At 32.1% G+C, this 17,494-nt stretch carries 13 protein-coding genes; 4 read left to right on the forward strand and 9 right to left on the reverse strand.

Translation table 11 applies throughout. From position 1 onward, the window contains the following. Positions 1 to 2: 2 nt before the first annotated feature. From AC9UFV_RS04000 to dapF, 4 genes are all read right to left on the reverse strand, one after another. Positions 3 to 638, reverse strand: coding sequence for a peptidoglycan-binding protein LysM (locus AC9UFV_RS04000; protein ID WP_509573023.1), 636 nt, complete (start codon positions 636 to 638; stop codon positions 3 to 5). A gap of 198 nt (positions 639 to 836) precedes the next feature. After that, positions 837 to 1,886: an endolytic transglycosylase MltG gene (gene mltG, locus AC9UFV_RS04005; protein ID WP_509573025.1), complete on the reverse strand. Its 1,050-nt coding sequence runs from the start codon at positions 1,884 to 1,886 to the stop codon at positions 837 to 839. An 11-nt stretch (positions 1,887 to 1,897) separates the two neighbouring features. After that, the gene (locus tag AC9UFV_RS04010; protein ID WP_509573027.1) at positions 1,898 to 2,431 is read right to left on the reverse strand and encodes a GNAT family N-acetyltransferase; all 534 of its coding nucleotides are present in this window, start codon (positions 2,429 to 2,431) and stop codon (positions 1,898 to 1,900) included. Between the two features lie 10 nt (positions 2,432 to 2,441). Further along, a complete protein-coding gene (gene dapF, locus AC9UFV_RS04015; RefSeq protein WP_509573029.1) occupies positions 2,442 to 3,224 on the reverse strand; it encodes a diaminopimelate epimerase in 783 nt (260 codons plus the stop codon). 124 nt (positions 3,225 to 3,348) lie between these two features. Here dapF and AC9UFV_RS04020 point away from each other — a divergent pair, with 124 nt between their 5' ends. Then, a complete protein-coding gene (locus AC9UFV_RS04020) occupies positions 3,349 to 4,749 on the forward strand; it encodes a trypsin-like peptidase domain-containing protein (protein WP_509573031.1) in 1,401 nt (466 codons plus the stop codon). A 160-nt stretch (positions 4,750 to 4,909) separates the two neighbouring features. Beyond that, complete coding sequence (locus tag AC9UFV_RS04025) at positions 4,910 to 6,352, forward strand: glyceraldehyde-3-phosphate dehydrogenase (RefSeq protein ID WP_509573033.1); 1,443 nt, start codon at positions 4,910 to 4,912, stop codon at positions 6,350 to 6,352. Positions 6,353 to 6,445: 93 nt separating this feature from the next. Here AC9UFV_RS04025 and AC9UFV_RS04030 read toward each other — a convergent pair whose 3' ends face one another. Beyond that, entirely contained in the window at positions 6,446 to 7,858 is a 1,413-nt protein-coding gene (locus AC9UFV_RS04030) for an APC family permease (RefSeq protein ID WP_509573036.1), read from the reverse strand. A 145-nt stretch (positions 7,859 to 8,003) separates the two neighbouring features. Here AC9UFV_RS04030 and AC9UFV_RS04035 point away from each other — a divergent pair, with 145 nt between their 5' ends. Then, positions 8,004 to 8,615 (forward strand): hypothetical protein, encoded by a 612-nt coding sequence (locus AC9UFV_RS04035; RefSeq protein ID WP_509573038.1) that lies wholly within the window; start codon positions 8,004 to 8,006, stop codon positions 8,613 to 8,615. A gap of 58 nt (positions 8,616 to 8,673) precedes the next feature. Here AC9UFV_RS04035 and AC9UFV_RS04040 read toward each other — a convergent pair whose 3' ends face one another. The 4 genes from AC9UFV_RS04040 to AC9UFV_RS04055 all read right to left on the reverse strand — a co-directional run bounded on the left by AC9UFV_RS04040 (position 8,674) and on the right by AC9UFV_RS04055 (position 15,682). Further along, the gene (locus tag AC9UFV_RS04040) at positions 8,674 to 10,938 is read right to left on the reverse strand and encodes an aconitate hydratase (protein WP_509573041.1); all 2,265 of its coding nucleotides are present in this window, start codon (positions 10,936 to 10,938) and stop codon (positions 8,674 to 8,676) included. A 267-nt stretch (positions 10,939 to 11,205) separates the two neighbouring features. After that, complete coding sequence (locus AC9UFV_RS04045; RefSeq protein ID WP_509573043.1) at positions 11,206 to 12,159, reverse strand: AAA family ATPase; 954 nt, start codon at positions 12,157 to 12,159, stop codon at positions 11,206 to 11,208. A 53-nt stretch (positions 12,160 to 12,212) separates the two neighbouring features. Then, positions 12,213 to 13,643: a peptidylprolyl isomerase gene (locus tag AC9UFV_RS04050; protein WP_509573045.1), complete on the reverse strand. Its 1,431-nt coding sequence runs from the start codon at positions 13,641 to 13,643 to the stop codon at positions 12,213 to 12,215. A gap of 62 nt (positions 13,644 to 13,705) precedes the next feature. After that, positions 13,706 to 15,682, reverse strand: coding sequence for a peptidylprolyl isomerase (locus tag AC9UFV_RS04055; RefSeq protein WP_509573047.1), 1,977 nt, complete (start codon positions 15,680 to 15,682; stop codon positions 13,706 to 13,708). A gap of 216 nt (positions 15,683 to 15,898) precedes the next feature. Between AC9UFV_RS04055 and AC9UFV_RS04060 the strand changes: the two genes are divergently transcribed. Next, positions 15,899 to 17,488 (forward strand): peptide chain release factor 3, encoded by a 1,590-nt coding sequence (locus AC9UFV_RS04060; RefSeq protein ID WP_509573049.1) that lies wholly within the window; start codon positions 15,899 to 15,901, stop codon positions 17,486 to 17,488. Positions 17,489 to 17,494: the final 6 nt, after the last annotated feature.

Here is a 17,494-nt window from a genome sequence, read left to right on the forward strand (position 1 = left end):
TATTATTTTACTTTTGGTTTCCTTTTGGCTTTAATTCCAGAAGTTTCATAACCGCCAAACTCTCTCATATACGATTTCACGGAAGTACCATTTATATCTCTACATTTTCGATAACCATTGGTTCTCAAAAATCTTTTTACAGACCCAACACCACCTAAATGGGCAGCAGCCAATAAACCAGATTCAGTAACACGAACTCCACCAACAATTTGACCTTCATACTTTTCAATTTCTTTTCTCAATTCCCACTTATTTTTAGAAAGCAAAGCAACAAAAGCTTTTTCTTGTAATCTTGGAGAATTTAAAAAAGTAAACCTATCATAAATACCAATTGTTCTTAGTGTTTCTGAACCAAATTGATACTTACCCATATAACCTATGGAGTTTATTTTACTATATTTTCCTTGGGATTCTCTGAAAGCGATTGCTTCTTTATAACCAATAAAAAAATTACCAGTAAACGGAACTTTTCTATTTATGTAATCTTTATTTTCTAGTGAGGGTAATGAATAATTCGTTATTTTATTTGAATCGATGTGAAACCAGTCGTATTTATCAAATTTTCCATTTTTAAAACCTGAGCTCATAAATGCAACAATACCAACCAAACAAAAATAAAAAAATCCTTTCTTTAACATATATTAGTTTTCTTCTTAACGATGCAAAACAATATAAATCAATAATTATAGATTTATAAAACACCAATACTGAAACAATAAATCAGTATTATTTAAGAAATTTCTACAGGGCAAATATACTTAAAAAATAATTAATCTGATTTTCAGATAGTTAAAGTTATCTAAAAGTCGATTTAAAAGGGAAATTGAGGCAATCTATTATTTAGATTTACTGATTTGAATTTGCTTTCTTAACCAATTAATATAGTTTGTTCTATTCACTTCGTGCTCACTTTCATTGACAGCAAATTCATGATATCCAAATTTGGTAACGCTAGCGCAGAAATAGATATAATTGTGTTTTTCTGGTTTTAAAACTGCTTCAATAGCCGTAATATCGGGCATTGCGATAGGACCTGGAGGCAAACCACCATAAAAATATGTGTTGTAAGGAGAATCAATTTTTAAATCATTTGAAAAAACTCTTTTAATAACCATATCAAAGTTTCCTAATTTCTTTTTCTTTGCAAATATTACTGTTGGATCTGCTTGAAGCAACATTCCTAATCTTAATCTGTTCAAGTAAACTCCTGCTACTCTTGGTCTTTCGTCTTTTTTTACGGTTTCTTTGTGAACAATAGATGCTAAAGTCATTACTTGAACAGGTGTTAACCCTAATTTTTGAGCTTGTGAAGTTCTTTCAGTATTCCAAAATTTATGATATTCTTTAATCATTTTATCGCGGAATTTATCTGCTTTTGTATTCCAATAAAATTCGTATGTGTTTGGAATACATATACTTATAACATTATCTTCTGTAAAGCCATTTTCTTTTAAAAAGGTTGGATCCTTAAATATATTCATCAAAGAAATACTGTCAGCTTCAATTTGAGAGCTTACCCTTCCAACAACATTTTCAATACGTTCTTGATTATTAAAAGCCAATTTCACAGGAATATTATTACGTAAAGCCGTAATCAATTCGAAGTTATTCATTCCTTTTTTGAACAAGAAACGTCCCGATTTTACATTTTGAATGTAGGATCTTTTAGTAGCAACCATTTCAAATTTATCCATATTCTCAATATACGGAGCGATAATCTTTTTGACATCTTCATAATTTGCGTCGGAAGGAATACGAACGTAAAGCTCATTTTCAGAGAATTTAGTGTTTTTTGAAAAGATATCGCCATACAATTTTATACCATAAACTAGTAATGCGGTTATCAAAACAACTGAAACTATTGTGATTATTTTTTTAATGCTCAAAATATATATTTTTAAAATTGATTATTTATTAATTGGTAGAGGGATTCGTCTTTATACTTACCGTTAACCAAATTCCATTGTTTTTTTGTTCCAATATTTACAAATCCAAATTTAGTAAAAAGTCTTATACTAGCCTCATTATCTGTAGCGATATTTGCATATAATTGATGCAAGTTTAAATTTCTAAACGTGTATTTTATTAATAAATCTAGAGCCTCACTTCCAACACCTTGACTTCTATTTTCACTGTCTTTAATAAGAATACCTACACCAGCACGATTATTTTTTGGATCAAATTCGAAAATATCAATTAATCCAATAGCAGAATCATCGTCGAAATTACAAATTGCAAGTCGCAATTGTTTCGCCTCATAAATATCCTGATTGGCATTCTCAAGGTACTGACGAATTAAAAAACGGCTGTAGGGAGTTTGAGTATGACTCACCTCCCAAACTAATTCGTCATTTTCAACCGCATAAATAAACTCTAAATCATTAGGTTCTAATGCGCGTAAATAAATAGTTTCTCCCTTTAAAGTGATCAAAATATTGCTATTAAATATTAATTTTTCCTTGGAAAACGAAAGTAGCTGGACCTTTTAAAAAAACATTGGAATAATGAGTATCTTTTTTATCAAATGAAACCTCTAATTTTCCGCCTTGAACATTGATTTTAATCGAATTCAAATTTGTTTTTCCAATAAAATTCATTGCAATTGCAGCTGCTGTAGCTCCTGTTCCGCATGATAAGGTTTCGTCTTCCACTCCCCTTTCATAGGTTCGAATAGAAAAGGTATCGTCACTTATTTGTTCAACAAAATTAACATTAGCACCAGCCGAACCATAAAGATCGCTGTAACGAATTGCTGCCCCTTGAAATTTTACATCCAAATTTGAAATTGAAGCAACCATTTCGATGTGATGCGGAGAACCTGTATCTAAAAAGGTATAATTGGACTGACTATTTACAAAATCAACATTTTTCATTTGTAAAGAAACAATATTATCGTCTGAAATTGTTGCATGATGTATTCCATCAACAGCCATAAACGAAGTTGAATTATCAATAATCTGAAGTTTCTTTGCGAAAGCTACCAAACACCTACCTCCGTTTCCACACATCGTACTTTGATTTCCATCAGAATTATAATAAACCATTTTGAAGTCAGATTCAGCATCATTCTCCAATAAAATCAATCCATCAGCACCAATACCAAATCTTCTATCGCACAAATGAGCAATAAGTTTAACGTCGTTTTTAGGAAAGAAATCGTTGCGATTATCAATCATCACAAAATCATTGCCGGTACCTTCGTATTTATCAAAATTGATTTCCATAATATATTTGGTTGTTACAAAAGTACAAACTATTAATGAAAAGTTAATCATTGTTAAACGGGCGTTAAACTCTTTTTTTTGAATATATACTTTTTTATTTTTACTATAATTAAAATAAATTACTATGAAAAATTTCTCAAATCTATTCTTAGTATCACTGATAAGCGGTGCTACTACACTTGGAGCTTACAAATTATTATTTGATGGTAACGGCTATTTTTCAAAAAATAGGGATTCGGTGGTAACACTAGCTCCAAACAATTATGGGAAAACAGTTGGATTATCATCTGAGGCTGTTGATTTTACTGAAGCAGCTGACAAATCAGTACACTCAGTAGTCCACGTAAAAAATGTTTCCTATACTTCAATTTCAAATCCAATAATGGAATTTTTTTACGGATATAGAGGTGCACAGCAACAAGAGCAAATTGGAACGGGTTCCGGAGTGATTATCTCTGAAGATGGCTATATTGTTACCAATAATCACGTGGTAAAAGACGCTTCCGAAATTGAAATTACCTTAAACAATAAAAAATCATATAAGGCAAAATTGGTTGGAACCGATTCAAAAATGGATATTGCATTATTGAAAATCGATGCCGACGAAAAACTTACCTATTCCACATTTGCTGATTCCGATTTAGTAAAAGTAGGCGAATGGGTTTTGGCAGTTGGAAATCCATATAACCTAACTTCAACCGTTACTGCTGGAATTGTTTCTGCAAAAGCTAGAAATTTAGATACCTCAGGAATACAATCTTTTATTCAAACAGACGCTGCGGTGAATCCTGGAAATAGCGGTGGCGCTTTGGTAAATACTCGTGGAGAATTGATTGGTATTAACACTATGATTTCCTCACAAACAGGTTCTTATGTTGGTTATTCTTTTGCAATTCCATCAAATATTACTCGTAAAATTATTGAAGATATCATGGAATTTGGTAATGTTCAAAGAGGAATTTTGGGCGTTGAAGGCGGTGAATTGAATAGTAACATTTCAAAAGAATTGGGGATTAAAGAAACCGAGGGGTTTTATATTAAACGTGTAAATAAAAATACAGGAGCTGAAAAATCTGGTTTAATTAAAGGAGATATTATCAAGAAAATTGACAACCAAAATGTAACTTCATATGCTGAATTAAATGGTTATATTAGTACTAAACGACCAAATGATAAAGTTCAAGTGACTATCATCAGAAATGATAAAACGATAACTATTCCAGTAAATTTAACTAAAAGTGATGTCATAAGTACTCAATTTAAGGGTTTGGATTTGGAAAATATTGGTTCAGCAGATAAGAAGAAATTCAAAATTAGCTACGGTGTTAAAATTAAAGAAATTGACAATGACAAATTGCGCGCTTACGCAAATGATCTTAAAGGAGGAATAATATTGAGTATTGGAAATGTTAAAGCTATTGATGTAGAAACCGTTTCGAAGGCACTTTCCAACTTAGATGAAAACCAAGCGGTTCAAATTGAAATGCTTACCGTAAACGGACAAGTAGTTCGCTTAATTTTATAGAATACCATCTTACTTTAATTTTAAAAAAGCCGATTTTAATTAATCGGCTTTTTTTATTTCCTATGAATAAATTTAACATTAAAACTAGTTACGAAATCGATTGAAATGGGTACTTTTGCAAAAATTTTCAATATATTAATTCAAATTAAGTTTAGTTATTATGACAATATCTTACGAAAAAGAGGTTGCATTTCAAGCCAATCGAAGAAGAGCTGGTGTAGAATTTATTAAAATAATCAGTGATTTATGGTACGACAAATCCATTGAAATGGTGCTTTTTAGAAATCAATTAATTGATAAAAATGTAAGTGAAATTATCAACCTTCATGAATATGCTGGAGAATTTGTTGGAAAACCAATTTCTATATTTGATACAGTAGAAATTGCAAAAGCCATATTATCATTGGATTTACCACCTTCAAAATTAGATATTGGAAAACTAACTTACGAATACCATTTAAAGGATAACAAGCACAATGATGTTAAAGCATTTGTAATAGACAAATTAAATAAAATAAAGAAATCTGAGGAAATTACTTCAAAAGATGTTGTTCTTTATGGTTTTGGTAGAATCGGAAGATTGCTAGCCCGCGAATTAATGATAAAAATGGGGAAAGGAGAACAATTGCGTTTGAGAGCAATTGTTACACGTGACAAAAACGATGCAGTTTCATTAGAAAAAAGAGCTTCTTTATTGCGTTACGACTCCATTCACGGTGATTTTATGGGTTCAGTAGTTGCAGATGTTAAAAATAATGCGCTAATAATCAACGGAACGACTGTTCATGTAATTACAGCAAATGGACCTGAAGAAATTGATTACACAAAATTCGGTATAAACGATGCTTTAGTGATTGACAATACTGGCGCATATACAACTGAAGAAGCTTTAAGACGTCATTTATCTTCAAAAGGAACCCAAAAAGTACTTCTTACCGCCCCAGGAAAAGGGGTGCCAAATATTGTTCATGGAGTAAATCACAATGATTACAACCCAGATGAAGTTGATATATTTTCCGCAGCTTCTTGTACAACCAATGCCATCACTCCTATTTTAAAAGTCATTGAAGATGCTTTGGGGGTTGTAAAAGGACATATAGAAACTATTCATGCTTATACCAACGATCAGAATTTGGTTGATAATATGCATAAAAAATACCGTCGCGGTAGAGCTGCAGCTTTGAATATGGTGATTACAGAAACTGGTGCAGGAAGTGCTGTTGCAAAAGCGTTGCCGAGTCTTGCTGGAAAGTTAACTTCCAATGCGATTCGAGTTCCGGTACCTAACGGTTCCTTGGTAATATTAAATTTAGAAATAAAAAAGTCGACTACTATTTCTAAAATCAATGCTATTATGAAAAAATATGCATTAGAAGGTGATTTAGTAGAACAAATAAAATATTCGCTCAATAATGAATTGGTTTCTTCAGATATAGTAGGAACATCGGCGCCTTCAATTTATGATAGTAATGCGACAATTGTTTCAGAAGACGGAAAAAATATTGTGCTGTATATTTGGTATGATAATGAATACGGCTATAGCCACCAAGTAATTCGATTGGCAAAGTACATTTCGAAAGTAAGACGTTTTTCGTATTACTAATTGTTGACGGTTGTTGGCAACAAAAAATCCGTTTCATTTTATTCTAATGAAACGGATTTTTTTTCGAACTCTGACCTTTAAACTATAATTCTTTTAAATCTCTTCCTTATTCATCAAATAATAAATCGGGATTCCAATTAACATAATTAATACACCCCAACCACAAGTACTTGTTTTAGTAACTAGTAAAGCTACACAAATTGCGGTTGCTATAATTATGTATAAAAAGGGTAAAAACGGATACCCAAAAGCCTTATAAGGTCTTTCGATATTTGGCATTTTCTTGCGAAGAATAAAAATTCCGTAGATGGTAAGTATGTAAAATATTAGCACAATAATTACAACAAAATCTAATAGATCACCATACTTTCCAGTTAAACATAACGCTGAAGCCCAGAAACATTGCGCCCATAAAGACCAAGAAGGCACACTTGACTCGTTTAAAGTAGCCGCTTTTTTGAAAAACAAACCATCTTTTGCCATAGTATAGTAAACTCTTGCTCCAGCCATTATCAATCCATTGTTACAGGCAAATGTTGAAATCATAATCATTAATGCTATAATTACGGTTCCAGAAGCACCAAAAATATTTTGCGAAGCGACTACCGCTACCCTATCCGAATCTGCTGTTGCAATTCCTTGAAGGGGAACTACAGCCAAATACATTAGATTGGCTAAAATGTATATAACACTTACAATTAGAGTTCCTAAAAATAAACTCAATCCCACATTCCTTTTTGGATTTTTTATTTCACCTGCGATAAATGTAACGCCGTTCCAAGCATCACTTGAAAAAACAGAACCAACTAAGGCAGCTGAAACAGCAGCGATTAATGCCATTCCGCCAATAGGCAACCAAGTGTTAGTATCTACAGCATAAGATTTTACAGCCCACGCATCGTCCCAATTGGCATTCCAAATTTCTGCTTTTGCGCCTAAAGCAAATCCAAAAATAACCAACCCTAAAAGAGATAAAATTTTAATAATTGTTAGAATAGTTTGTAAAATTTTACTGTTTTTCACTCCACGACTATTGAGATAAGTAAGCAATACTATTGTAATAATTGAAACTATTTGAGCCGCATGGAGTTGGAAATTTCCAGTTTCAAAAATGATATTTTTTTCACTCAGAGGAGGATATAAATAAGCCGCAAATTTAGAAAATGCTACTCCAACTGCGGCGATTGTTCCTGTTTGAATTACAGCAAAAAAGCTCCAGCCATATAAAAATCCAATAAGTTTACCGTAGGCTTCTTTCAAATAAACATATTGACCGCCGGCTTTTGGAAACATAGCGCTCAATTCTCCGTAACTTACTGCAGCTACAATTGTAAGTAAGGCCGTAAGTCCCCAAATTGCAATTAGCCACCCTGCAGAACCTACTTGCCGAACCATATCTGAACTTACAATAAATATTCCTGAACCGATCATGGATCCTACAACAAGCATTGTTCCATCTAATAGTCCTAATTCTCTTTTAAAATCTTCGGGGTTGTTGTTTTGCATTATTTTGGTTTTTGGTTTGGCTAAAGATAGGATTTTTTTTGAATTTAATTCAAAATGAAAAATGGTACCTAAAGGTAATTTTGAAGATTTTGTTTAAATAACTATATTTGGAAATAATAATCAAATATAGAAACTCAATTTTTTTATGAAAAAAATAATACTAGTAACAATTATTTTATTTTCAATATCAATTCAATCTCAAAACTACTTTGTAACTGTAGGAAAGGACTCTGTAGTTTGTCGTCAAATTAATTTTTTTGATACCAATGCACAAGGCAAAATGATTGATCTTGAATATGTTGATAATGATAATAAAACTATTCGTTTAAAAAAAGGAGATATTCCAGATATCAAAAGAATTTCTCAAGATGGAGTTTTGTATTTGAGAATGCCTTTAAATATTAAAAAACCAGACGGTTATTATCGTTTTGGGAAACGAATGGTTAGCGGGAAAATAATCGTAGATGTTTTTGATGATGTACAAACGAGTTATCGATTAAAAGAAAATTTTGACGGCTCTTTTAACCAGCAGGGAGTTATGAAAGAATATAGAGAAGGTATTTATATTCGCCATGTCACAATGCCGGACGGAAAAATATTTGAAGTTTCTGGACTTAAAGGTATAAAAGCTTTAAAAACAATTAGAGAATATATGTTTGAATGCGAACAATATAAAAAGGAATATTTTTCCAATCCTAAATACGAAACTTGCACATTTGAGGAAGCAGTTTCTGATTACAATAAAATGTGTCCCTAAGTTAATAACACAAAAAAAGCGCTGTAAAAACAGCGCTTTTTTTATATTATAAATTAATTTATGCTTTACCTGCAGCTATTAAATTCAAAGCTGAACCAGCAACAAACCAACCAATTTGGCTATCATTATAAGTATGATTAGCTAAAATAACATCTTTAGATCCGTCTTCATGTGCGAATTCAATTGATAGTGGTTTTCCTGGAGCAAAATCTACTAGGTCTAAGAAGTTGATCGTATCGTTTTCTTGAATTTTGTCATAATCTGCTTCGTTAGCAAAAGTCAAGGCTAACATTCCTTGTTTTTTCAAATTAGTTTCGTGAATACGAGCAAAAGATTTTACTAAAACCGCTTTAACTCCTAGGAAACGAGGCTCCATTGCAGCGTGTTCTCTTGAAGAACCTTCACCGTAATTTTGATCACCAACAACAATACTAGGAACTCCAGCCGCTTTATATGCTCTAGCTACCGCAGGAACTGCTTCATAAGCACCTGTTAATTGATTTTTAACTTTGTTTGCTTCTTGATTGAACGCATTTACTGCACCAATCAACATATTATTTGAAATATTATCTAAATGTCCGCGGAATCTTAACCATGGCCCTGCCATAGAAATATGGTCGGTAGTACATTTTCCGAATGCTTTGATTAATAATTTTGCGCCGGTATAATTTTTACCATCCCAAGCATCAAATGGCGCTAACAATTGCAATCTATCTGAAGTTTCAGAAACGGCAACTACTACTTTACTACCATCAGCAGCCGGAGCTTGAAATCCATTGTCATCAACAGCAAAACCTCTTTTTGGTAATTCATCACCATTTGGAGGTAATAATTTTACAGCATCTCCATTGTCATTCAACAAAGTATCAGTTATTGGATTAAAAGACAAATCTCCTGAAATTGCTAATGCAGCAACCATTTCTGGTGAAGTTACAAAAGCGTGAGTATTTGGATTTCCATCAGCACGCTTAGAAAAGTTTCTATTAAATGAGTGAACGATTGTATTTTTCTCTCCTTTATCGGCACCGGCTCTATCCCACTGACCGATACATGGTCCGCAGGCATTTGTGAAAACTTTAGTACCCATTTTTTCGAAAGTTGCAATAATTCCATCTCTTTCGATTGTATATCTAATTTGCTCTGAACCTGGATTAATTCCAAATTCTGCTTTAGGCGAAATTCCGTGAGCAACCGCTTGTTCAACAATTGAAGCTGCACGAGCCATATCTTCATAGGATGAGTTGGTACATGAGCCAATTAATCCCCATTCTACTTTTAAAGGCCAGCCATTTTTAGCCGCTTCTTCTTTCATTTTAGATACTGGGGTTCCTCTATCTGGAGTGAAAGGTCCATTAATATAAGGTTCTAATTCACTTAAATTTATCTCGATTAATTGATCAAAATATTTCTCTGGGTTGGCATAAACTTCAGCGTCACCGGTTAAATAATCTGCTACTTTATCGGCTGCATCAACTACATCTTGACGACCAGTAGCCGCTAAATATCTTCTCATTGAATCATCATAACCAAAAGTAGAAGTGGTAGCTCCAATCTCAGCACCCATATTACAAATAGTACCTTTACCAGTACAAGACATGTTAGTCGCACCTTCACCAAAATATTCAACAATTGCTCCTGTTCCACCTTTAACAGTAAGAATATCAGCAACTTTTAGAATAACATCTTTTGGAGCTGTCCAACCGTTTAATTTTCCTGTTAGTTTAACTCCAATTAATTTTGGAAATTTCAATTCCCAAGACATTCCTGACATTACATCAACTGCATCAGCACCACCGACACCAATTGCTAGCATCCCTAAACCACCTGCATTAACAGTGTGCGAATCGGTTCCAATCATCATTCCACCAGGAAATGCATAATTTTCTAAAACAATTTGGTGAATAATCCCAGAACCTGGTTTCCAGAAACCAATCCCGTATTTATTTGAAACTGATGATAGAAAATCAAAAACTTCTTTCGATTGAGAATTTGCTACAGCTAAATCAGTTGAAGCACCAACTTTAGCTTGAATTAAGTGATCACAATGCACCGTTGTTGGAACTGCAACAGTTTTCTTACCAGCATGCATGAATTGCAATAAAGCCATTTGAGCAGTGGCATCTTGACAAGCCACACGATCTGGAGCAAAGTCTACATAATCAACTCCATTTTTAAATGCTTGTGAAGGCGTCCCTTCCCAAAGATGTGTGTATAAAATTTTCTCCGTTAAAGTTAATGGTCGTCCAACAATTTCTCTTGCTTTGTCAACACGAGAAGGCATATTGTCGTAAACCTTTTTTATCATTTCTATATCAAAAGCCATAGTAATCAATATTAGTTTATTAAGAATACAAATTTAAGCAATAACATTTAATATTAAAGATATTTTAATAAAACAACCATTTGAACTGATTATTATTTAAATAATAGCAATAATTAAGCGAATAATTATTAAATAAACAAAATAATATTAAAAAATTATCTAATTAATAAATAAAATTAAGATTTTTATGAATTCCGAAATTAGCACCTAACAAAAAACCTCAAATCTATGGTTAAATTTGAGGTTTTTTTATAATAATATATAGTTTTATAATAAAGAATCGATTATTTTTTCAATTGAAATTCCTTCGGCATCGGCTTTATAATTTTTTACTACACGATGTCTTAAGATCCCTATCGCAACCGCTTTCACATCTTCAATATCAGGTGAAAATTTACCATTGAAAGCAGCATTTGCTTTAGAGGCTAAAATTAAATTTTGTGATGCTCTTGGACCAGCACCCCAGTCGATATAATTTTTCACATAATCATTTGAAAGTGAATTGTCTGGTCTTGTTTTACTAACTAAAGTTACTGCGTATTCAACCACATTATCGGCAACAGGAATTCTTCTAATTAACTGTTGGAAATCAATAATTTCTTGAGAATTAAACAACGGATTTACAATAACATCAGAATTTGAAGTAGTGTTTTTTACCACTTGCACTTCCTCTTCAAACGTTGGATAATCTAATTTTATGGAAAACATAAAGCGGTCTAATTGTGCTTCTGGCAAAGGATAAGTTCCTTCCTGCTCAATTGGATTTTGAGTTGCCAAAACAAAATAAGGCAAATCTAATTTATAGTTGTGACCGGCAATTGTAACTGCTCTTTCTTGCATCGCTTCTAATAAAGCAGCTTGGGTTTTTGGTGGCGTTCTATTGATCTCGTCAGCTAAAATGATATTCGAAAAAATAGGCCCTTTTAAGAATTTAAATTGACGATTTTCGTCTAATATTTCACTTCCTAAAATATCCGAAGGCATTAAATCGGGGGTAAACTGAATTCTCTTGAAATCCAATCCTAAAGCTTGCGAAATAGTATTCACCATTAATGTTTTTGCCAAACCAGGTACACCAACCAATAATGCGTGACCGCCTGAAAAAATACTTAATACAATTTGATCAACAACTTCTTCCTGACCAACAATTATTTTTGCGATTTCTTTTTTAAGCTCATTTCTTTTTTGAACTAATTTATTTATTTCTGCTACGTCAGACATACTATCTTTTATAGAATTTAGATTTATAATCTACAACCTGTTTTGGATTCTGTTTATTTCTTTAACCAGTTATTTGTGAAAGCACAATCTCTGTATTCACCATTAATTTTAATGAAAGTTTCTTTAATTTTTTCATCAAACCATTTTCCAATCGCTTTAATTTGTTTTTCTTTTAAAGCTAGGTTTTTAATTTTAATATAATCTTGTGCATAATCAGCAATGTGCTCATTAATTCGATTAGTAACCGTTAATAGTTTAAATTTCTTTTTACCCGTTTGATCCTCTTCTCCTAATGGAGCTGAAACTTCACCTTCTTTTAAATTAGATACATTTGAATATAGAGTTGGATCCATTTTTGTCAATTCAAAACGAGTGTCTTGTGTTTTTGGATTAATTAAAACACCACCATTTGCTCTCGTTTCTTTTTCATCTGACAAGGTTCTTGCAGCTTCGGCAAATGTAATTTCCTTGTCTTCAATTCTCTTTTTAATAAGTACAATTTTTTCTTTTGCAGCTTTCAAAGATTCATCTGAAACCTTAGGGATTAATAAAATATGACGCAAATCAATTTCTTGACCTCTAATTTTCTCCACATAAATAATATGATAACCAAATTCAGTTTCAAAAGGTTCTGATATTTCTCCTTCAGCTAAGCTAAAAGCTACATCTTTAAATTCTTTCACAAATGGTGTTTTACGTGTCATTTTATAAAAACCGCCGGTAGATCGTGAACCTGGATCTTCAGAATACAATACAGCTTTACTGAAAAAACTAGCTCCGCCCTGAATGTCTTTCTTGAATCCTTTGAGTTTATCTATTACTTTCTGCTTTTCTTCTTCAGTAATTTTAGGAGTCACTACAATTTGAGAAACTTCCATTTCTGATCCAAAAACTGGCAATTCTGTAAAAGGAATTTTTTTGAAAAAAGATCGAACTTCCTCAGGAGTCACTTCAACTGCATCAATAATCTTTTTTTGCATGTCCTCAGCCAACTTGTTTTCTTTAAGTACGTCAAAGAAATACGTCTTGAATTCTTCCTCGGTATTTTTCTTATAGTATTGAATAACCTTATCCATAGAACCGATCTGTTCAACCATATAGTTGATTCTATCTTCCATCATTTTCTTGATTTCATCATCTTTTACAATAATACTATCTTGAATTGCCTGATGCGCGTATAGTTTATCTTCTAATAATTTACCCAACATTTGACATCTTGTTATGTCTTTAATTGAATTCCCTTGACTTGAAATTTCTAGGTATGCTTTGTCAATATCCGAATCTAAAACCATATATTCTCCAACAGTAGCAATGATTCCATCAATTTTTTGGCGAGATTGCGGTAATTTAACTTTAATGGTATCGGTTGGTTTTTCTTTAATAATTTCTTGAGCATTGACTGCAAACGCCAAAACCGTAAAAAGAACTATTAAAGCTGTTTTCGTATTTAAAAATCTACTGTTTTTTATATTTATTGTTATCATCCGATATTTCTATTCGCTATTATTATTTATTTTAAATACTGTTTAACCCTTAGGTTTGGTGATTAAGGTTTCAATTGTTTTTTAACACTCTCAAAAACAGTTTGATTTACTTCTACTTTAAATTCGTTTTTTAGGTCTTTAACCCAATTGTCTTCCAGAAATTGTTGGTAATCGTTAATGGCTTTACCTTTACATTCATCAAGTGTCTTTGGTCCAGCTGGCAAAGTTGTATTTACTTTGGTTACAAAATAATACTCGCCTTCTTTTATGATATCTGAAATTCCTGTTTCAAATTTTAAGTTTTTAGGCAGGGCTTCATTTCCTTCTTCGAAAACACCCACTTTAGCCATTATATTTACGGGCCCATCTTTTACATTTAATTTTTCTTTAATAAAATCGACTGATTTATCGCTTTTTAAATATTTTGCCGCCTTCTTAATAACGTCAAAATTAGTTGACGACATAATAGTTAAGTCCAAACGATTTTTCCATTGGTAATTGTTTATGTTTTTATCATAAAATGATTTTAATCCCAATGAATCCGATTTTGATTTGTTCCAAATTTCTTTTTCCATTAAATCGAATAGTAATAATCCGTCTCTATATTCGTCCATAACCGCCGAAAATTCTGGAAACTCTTTCTCTAAGTTATCGTCATAATATTGTGACAATTCCTGATCTAAATAGCTTTCATAAAATTTATCAATTAATTTAGATATCGGCTTTAAGGTGATTTTAGATTTTTGTTGGTCTTTTACATAGTTTAAAAATGAAGCACCTGATAGCGATTTTGTTCCATTTATAGTTACCAAATTTTTATTGAAAGATTTTAAATCCGCTGGGGTCTCCCATTTTCCTTCGTAGATGTCGTTGCCTACTGATTTAGAAAGGGTTGCATAGAATTTATTATCTCTTTTTATACTGTATTTCTTTCTTAATTTTTCATTCATCGAGGCAGTAATCAATCGAGAGCGATCGTCTTTGCTTACTTTCGATTCTAAATCAGAACGCATTTCATCAATTGTTTTAACTGAAAACTTATCAATTAATTTAACGATATGCCAACCGTACTGGCTTTTAAATGGTTCAGAAACAGGATTTTCTTTAGTCAAATTGAAAGCAACATTTTCAAATTCTTCAGAACTTAATTGGCCTGAGCCAAATCTATTTAACACACCGCCTTTAGAAGAGGAAGATTTGTCTTCTGAAAATTGTTTAGCAAGATCTTCAAATTTTTCTCCTTGCTGTAGTTTCTTGTAAATATCTTGAATTGTGTTTTTACCTTTATCATCGACCTCTTTGTTTTCGACGTTCTCTGCAGGATTCATAATCATAATATGAGCCACAATTACATCACCTCTATTATCACGAACATCGACAACTTTTATCAAATGGTAGCCAAAACGAGTACGAACTGGATTAGAAATACTTCCTTTTGGAGTTTTGTAAGTACCTGTTTCAAAAGCATAAACCATTCTGAAAGCAGTAAAATAACCTAAATCTCCTTTATTGTCTTTGGCTGAAGGGTCTTGAGAAAATTCAGCGGCTAATTTACCAAAATCTTCACCTGCAATAGCTCTTTTACGAACATCTAACGCTTGTTTATAGGCCTTTAAAGTGTCTTCAGGAGCGGCATTTTCGTCAACAGTAAAAAGTATGTGCGAAGCTTTAATTTCTTTTAAAAATCGTTTATAACCTTCTTCAACAAGTTCTTTAGTTACTTTAGAATCTGAAGTGTAATTTTTAGAAAGTTGACCTCTGTATGATTTTAACTCATTTTGATAAGAAGCTCCGTCTTGAAGTCCTAATTTATAAGCTTTATTAATTTTTAATTTATATCCAACAAATAATTCAAGGTATTGATTTAATTCTTTTTGAGATTCATCTTTAACAAGATCAAGATTTTTCTTATAAACTCTAGCGAATTCATCGGTATAATAGGACTTATTGTCAATAGTAAATAAAACTTCTTTCGTACTATTTTGAGCAAATCCAATTATATTTAGAGATAATAAAAGTCCAAAAAATAATTGTTTCATTTTCATTTAAAATAATAATTAACTTAATATTTGATTAGCAGTTGCTAGATATAAATTGTAACTCACAAAAATAACAATTCAATTACATTATACAACTATCGCGGGTACTATTAACATAAATTTATTAACATAAATCTCATAAATAAAATAGTCTTTAACTTGTAATAGAAATATTTGTTTAATAAATAGTATTTTTGCATTCCATTTACAAAACTTATGAGCTTTTTAAAAGAAATAGAAAGAAGAAGAACTTTCGGAATAATATCGCACCCTGATGCTGGTAAAACGACTTTAACAGAGAAATTATTGCTTTTTGGTGGTGCAATTCAGGAGGCTGGTGCCGTAAAAAACAATAAAATAAAGAAAGGAGCTACTTCTGACTTTATGGAAATTGAACGTCAAAGAGGGATTTCGGTATCTACCTCTGTATTGGCATTCAATTATAGTGATAAGAAAATAAATATTCTTGATACTCCTGGTCACAAGGATTTTGCTGAAGATACTTTCCGAACTTTAACTGCCGTTGATAGTGTTATTGTAGTTATTGACGTTGCAAAAGGAGTTGAAGAGCAAACCGAAAAGTTAGTTTCTGTATGTAGAATGCGCAATATTCCAATTATTGTTTTCATCAATAAATTGGATAGAGAAGGAAAAGACGCCTTCGACTTAATGGATGAAGTAGAGAAAAAATTAGGCTTATCAGTTACTCCATTAAGTTTTCCAATTGGGATGGGATATGATTTTCAAGGAATATACAATCTTTGGGAACAGAACATCAATCTTTTTAGTGGTGACAGTAGAAAAAACATTGAAGATACAATTGCTTTTTCAGATGTAACCAATCCTGAATTAGAAAAAATTATTGGTCAAAAACCAGCTGATCGACTTCGAGAAGAATTAGAATTAATTGATGAAGTTTATCCAAAATTTAATCGTGAAGATTATTTGAATGGAAAATTACAACCTGTATTTTTTGGATCGGCATTGAACAATTTTGGTGTTCGAGAATTGTTAGATTGTTTTGTAGAAATTGCTCCGTCGCCAAGACCGAAAGATTCTGAAACCCGACTAGTTGATCCAAAAGAAGAAAAAATGACGGGATTTGTTTTTAAAATTCATGCCAATATGGATCCTAAACATAGAGATAGATTAGCCTTTATCAAAATTGTTTCTGGTACTTTTGAAAGAAACAAACCGTATTTCCATGTTCGACAAAAGAAGAATTTAAAATTTTCAAGTCCGAATGCCTTTTTTGCAGAGAAAAAGGAAATTGTTGATATTTCCTATCCTGGGGATATTGTTGGATTACACGACACCGGAAATTTCAAAATTGGAGATACCTTAACAGAAGGAGAAGTAATGAGTTTCAAAGGAATTCCTAGTTTCTCACCGGAACATTTTAGGTATATCAATAATGCCGACCCGATGAAGGCAAAACAGCTGGACAAAGGAATAGACCAATTAATGGATGAAGGAGTAGCTCAGTTATTTACTCTTGAAATGAACAATAGAAAAATTATTGGAACGGTTGGTGCATTACAATATGAAGTAATTCAATATCGTTTAGAACATGAATATGGTGCTAAATGTACCTACGAAAATTTCCCAGTCCATAAGGCATGTTGGGTTAAACCAAATGATCCTAAAAGCGAAGAATTTAAAGAATTTAGAAGAATCAAACAGAAGTTCTTAGCACATGATAAATACAACCAATTGGTATTTTTAGCTGATTCTGATTTTACAATTCAAATGACTCAAACTAAATATCCAAACGTCCAGTTATTTTTCACTTCTGAATTTGAATAAAAAAAT

This window comes from Flavobacterium sp. (genome assembly GCF_044349645.1).
Classification (GTDB): domain Bacteria; phylum Bacteroidota; class Bacteroidia; order Flavobacteriales; family Flavobacteriaceae; genus Flavobacterium.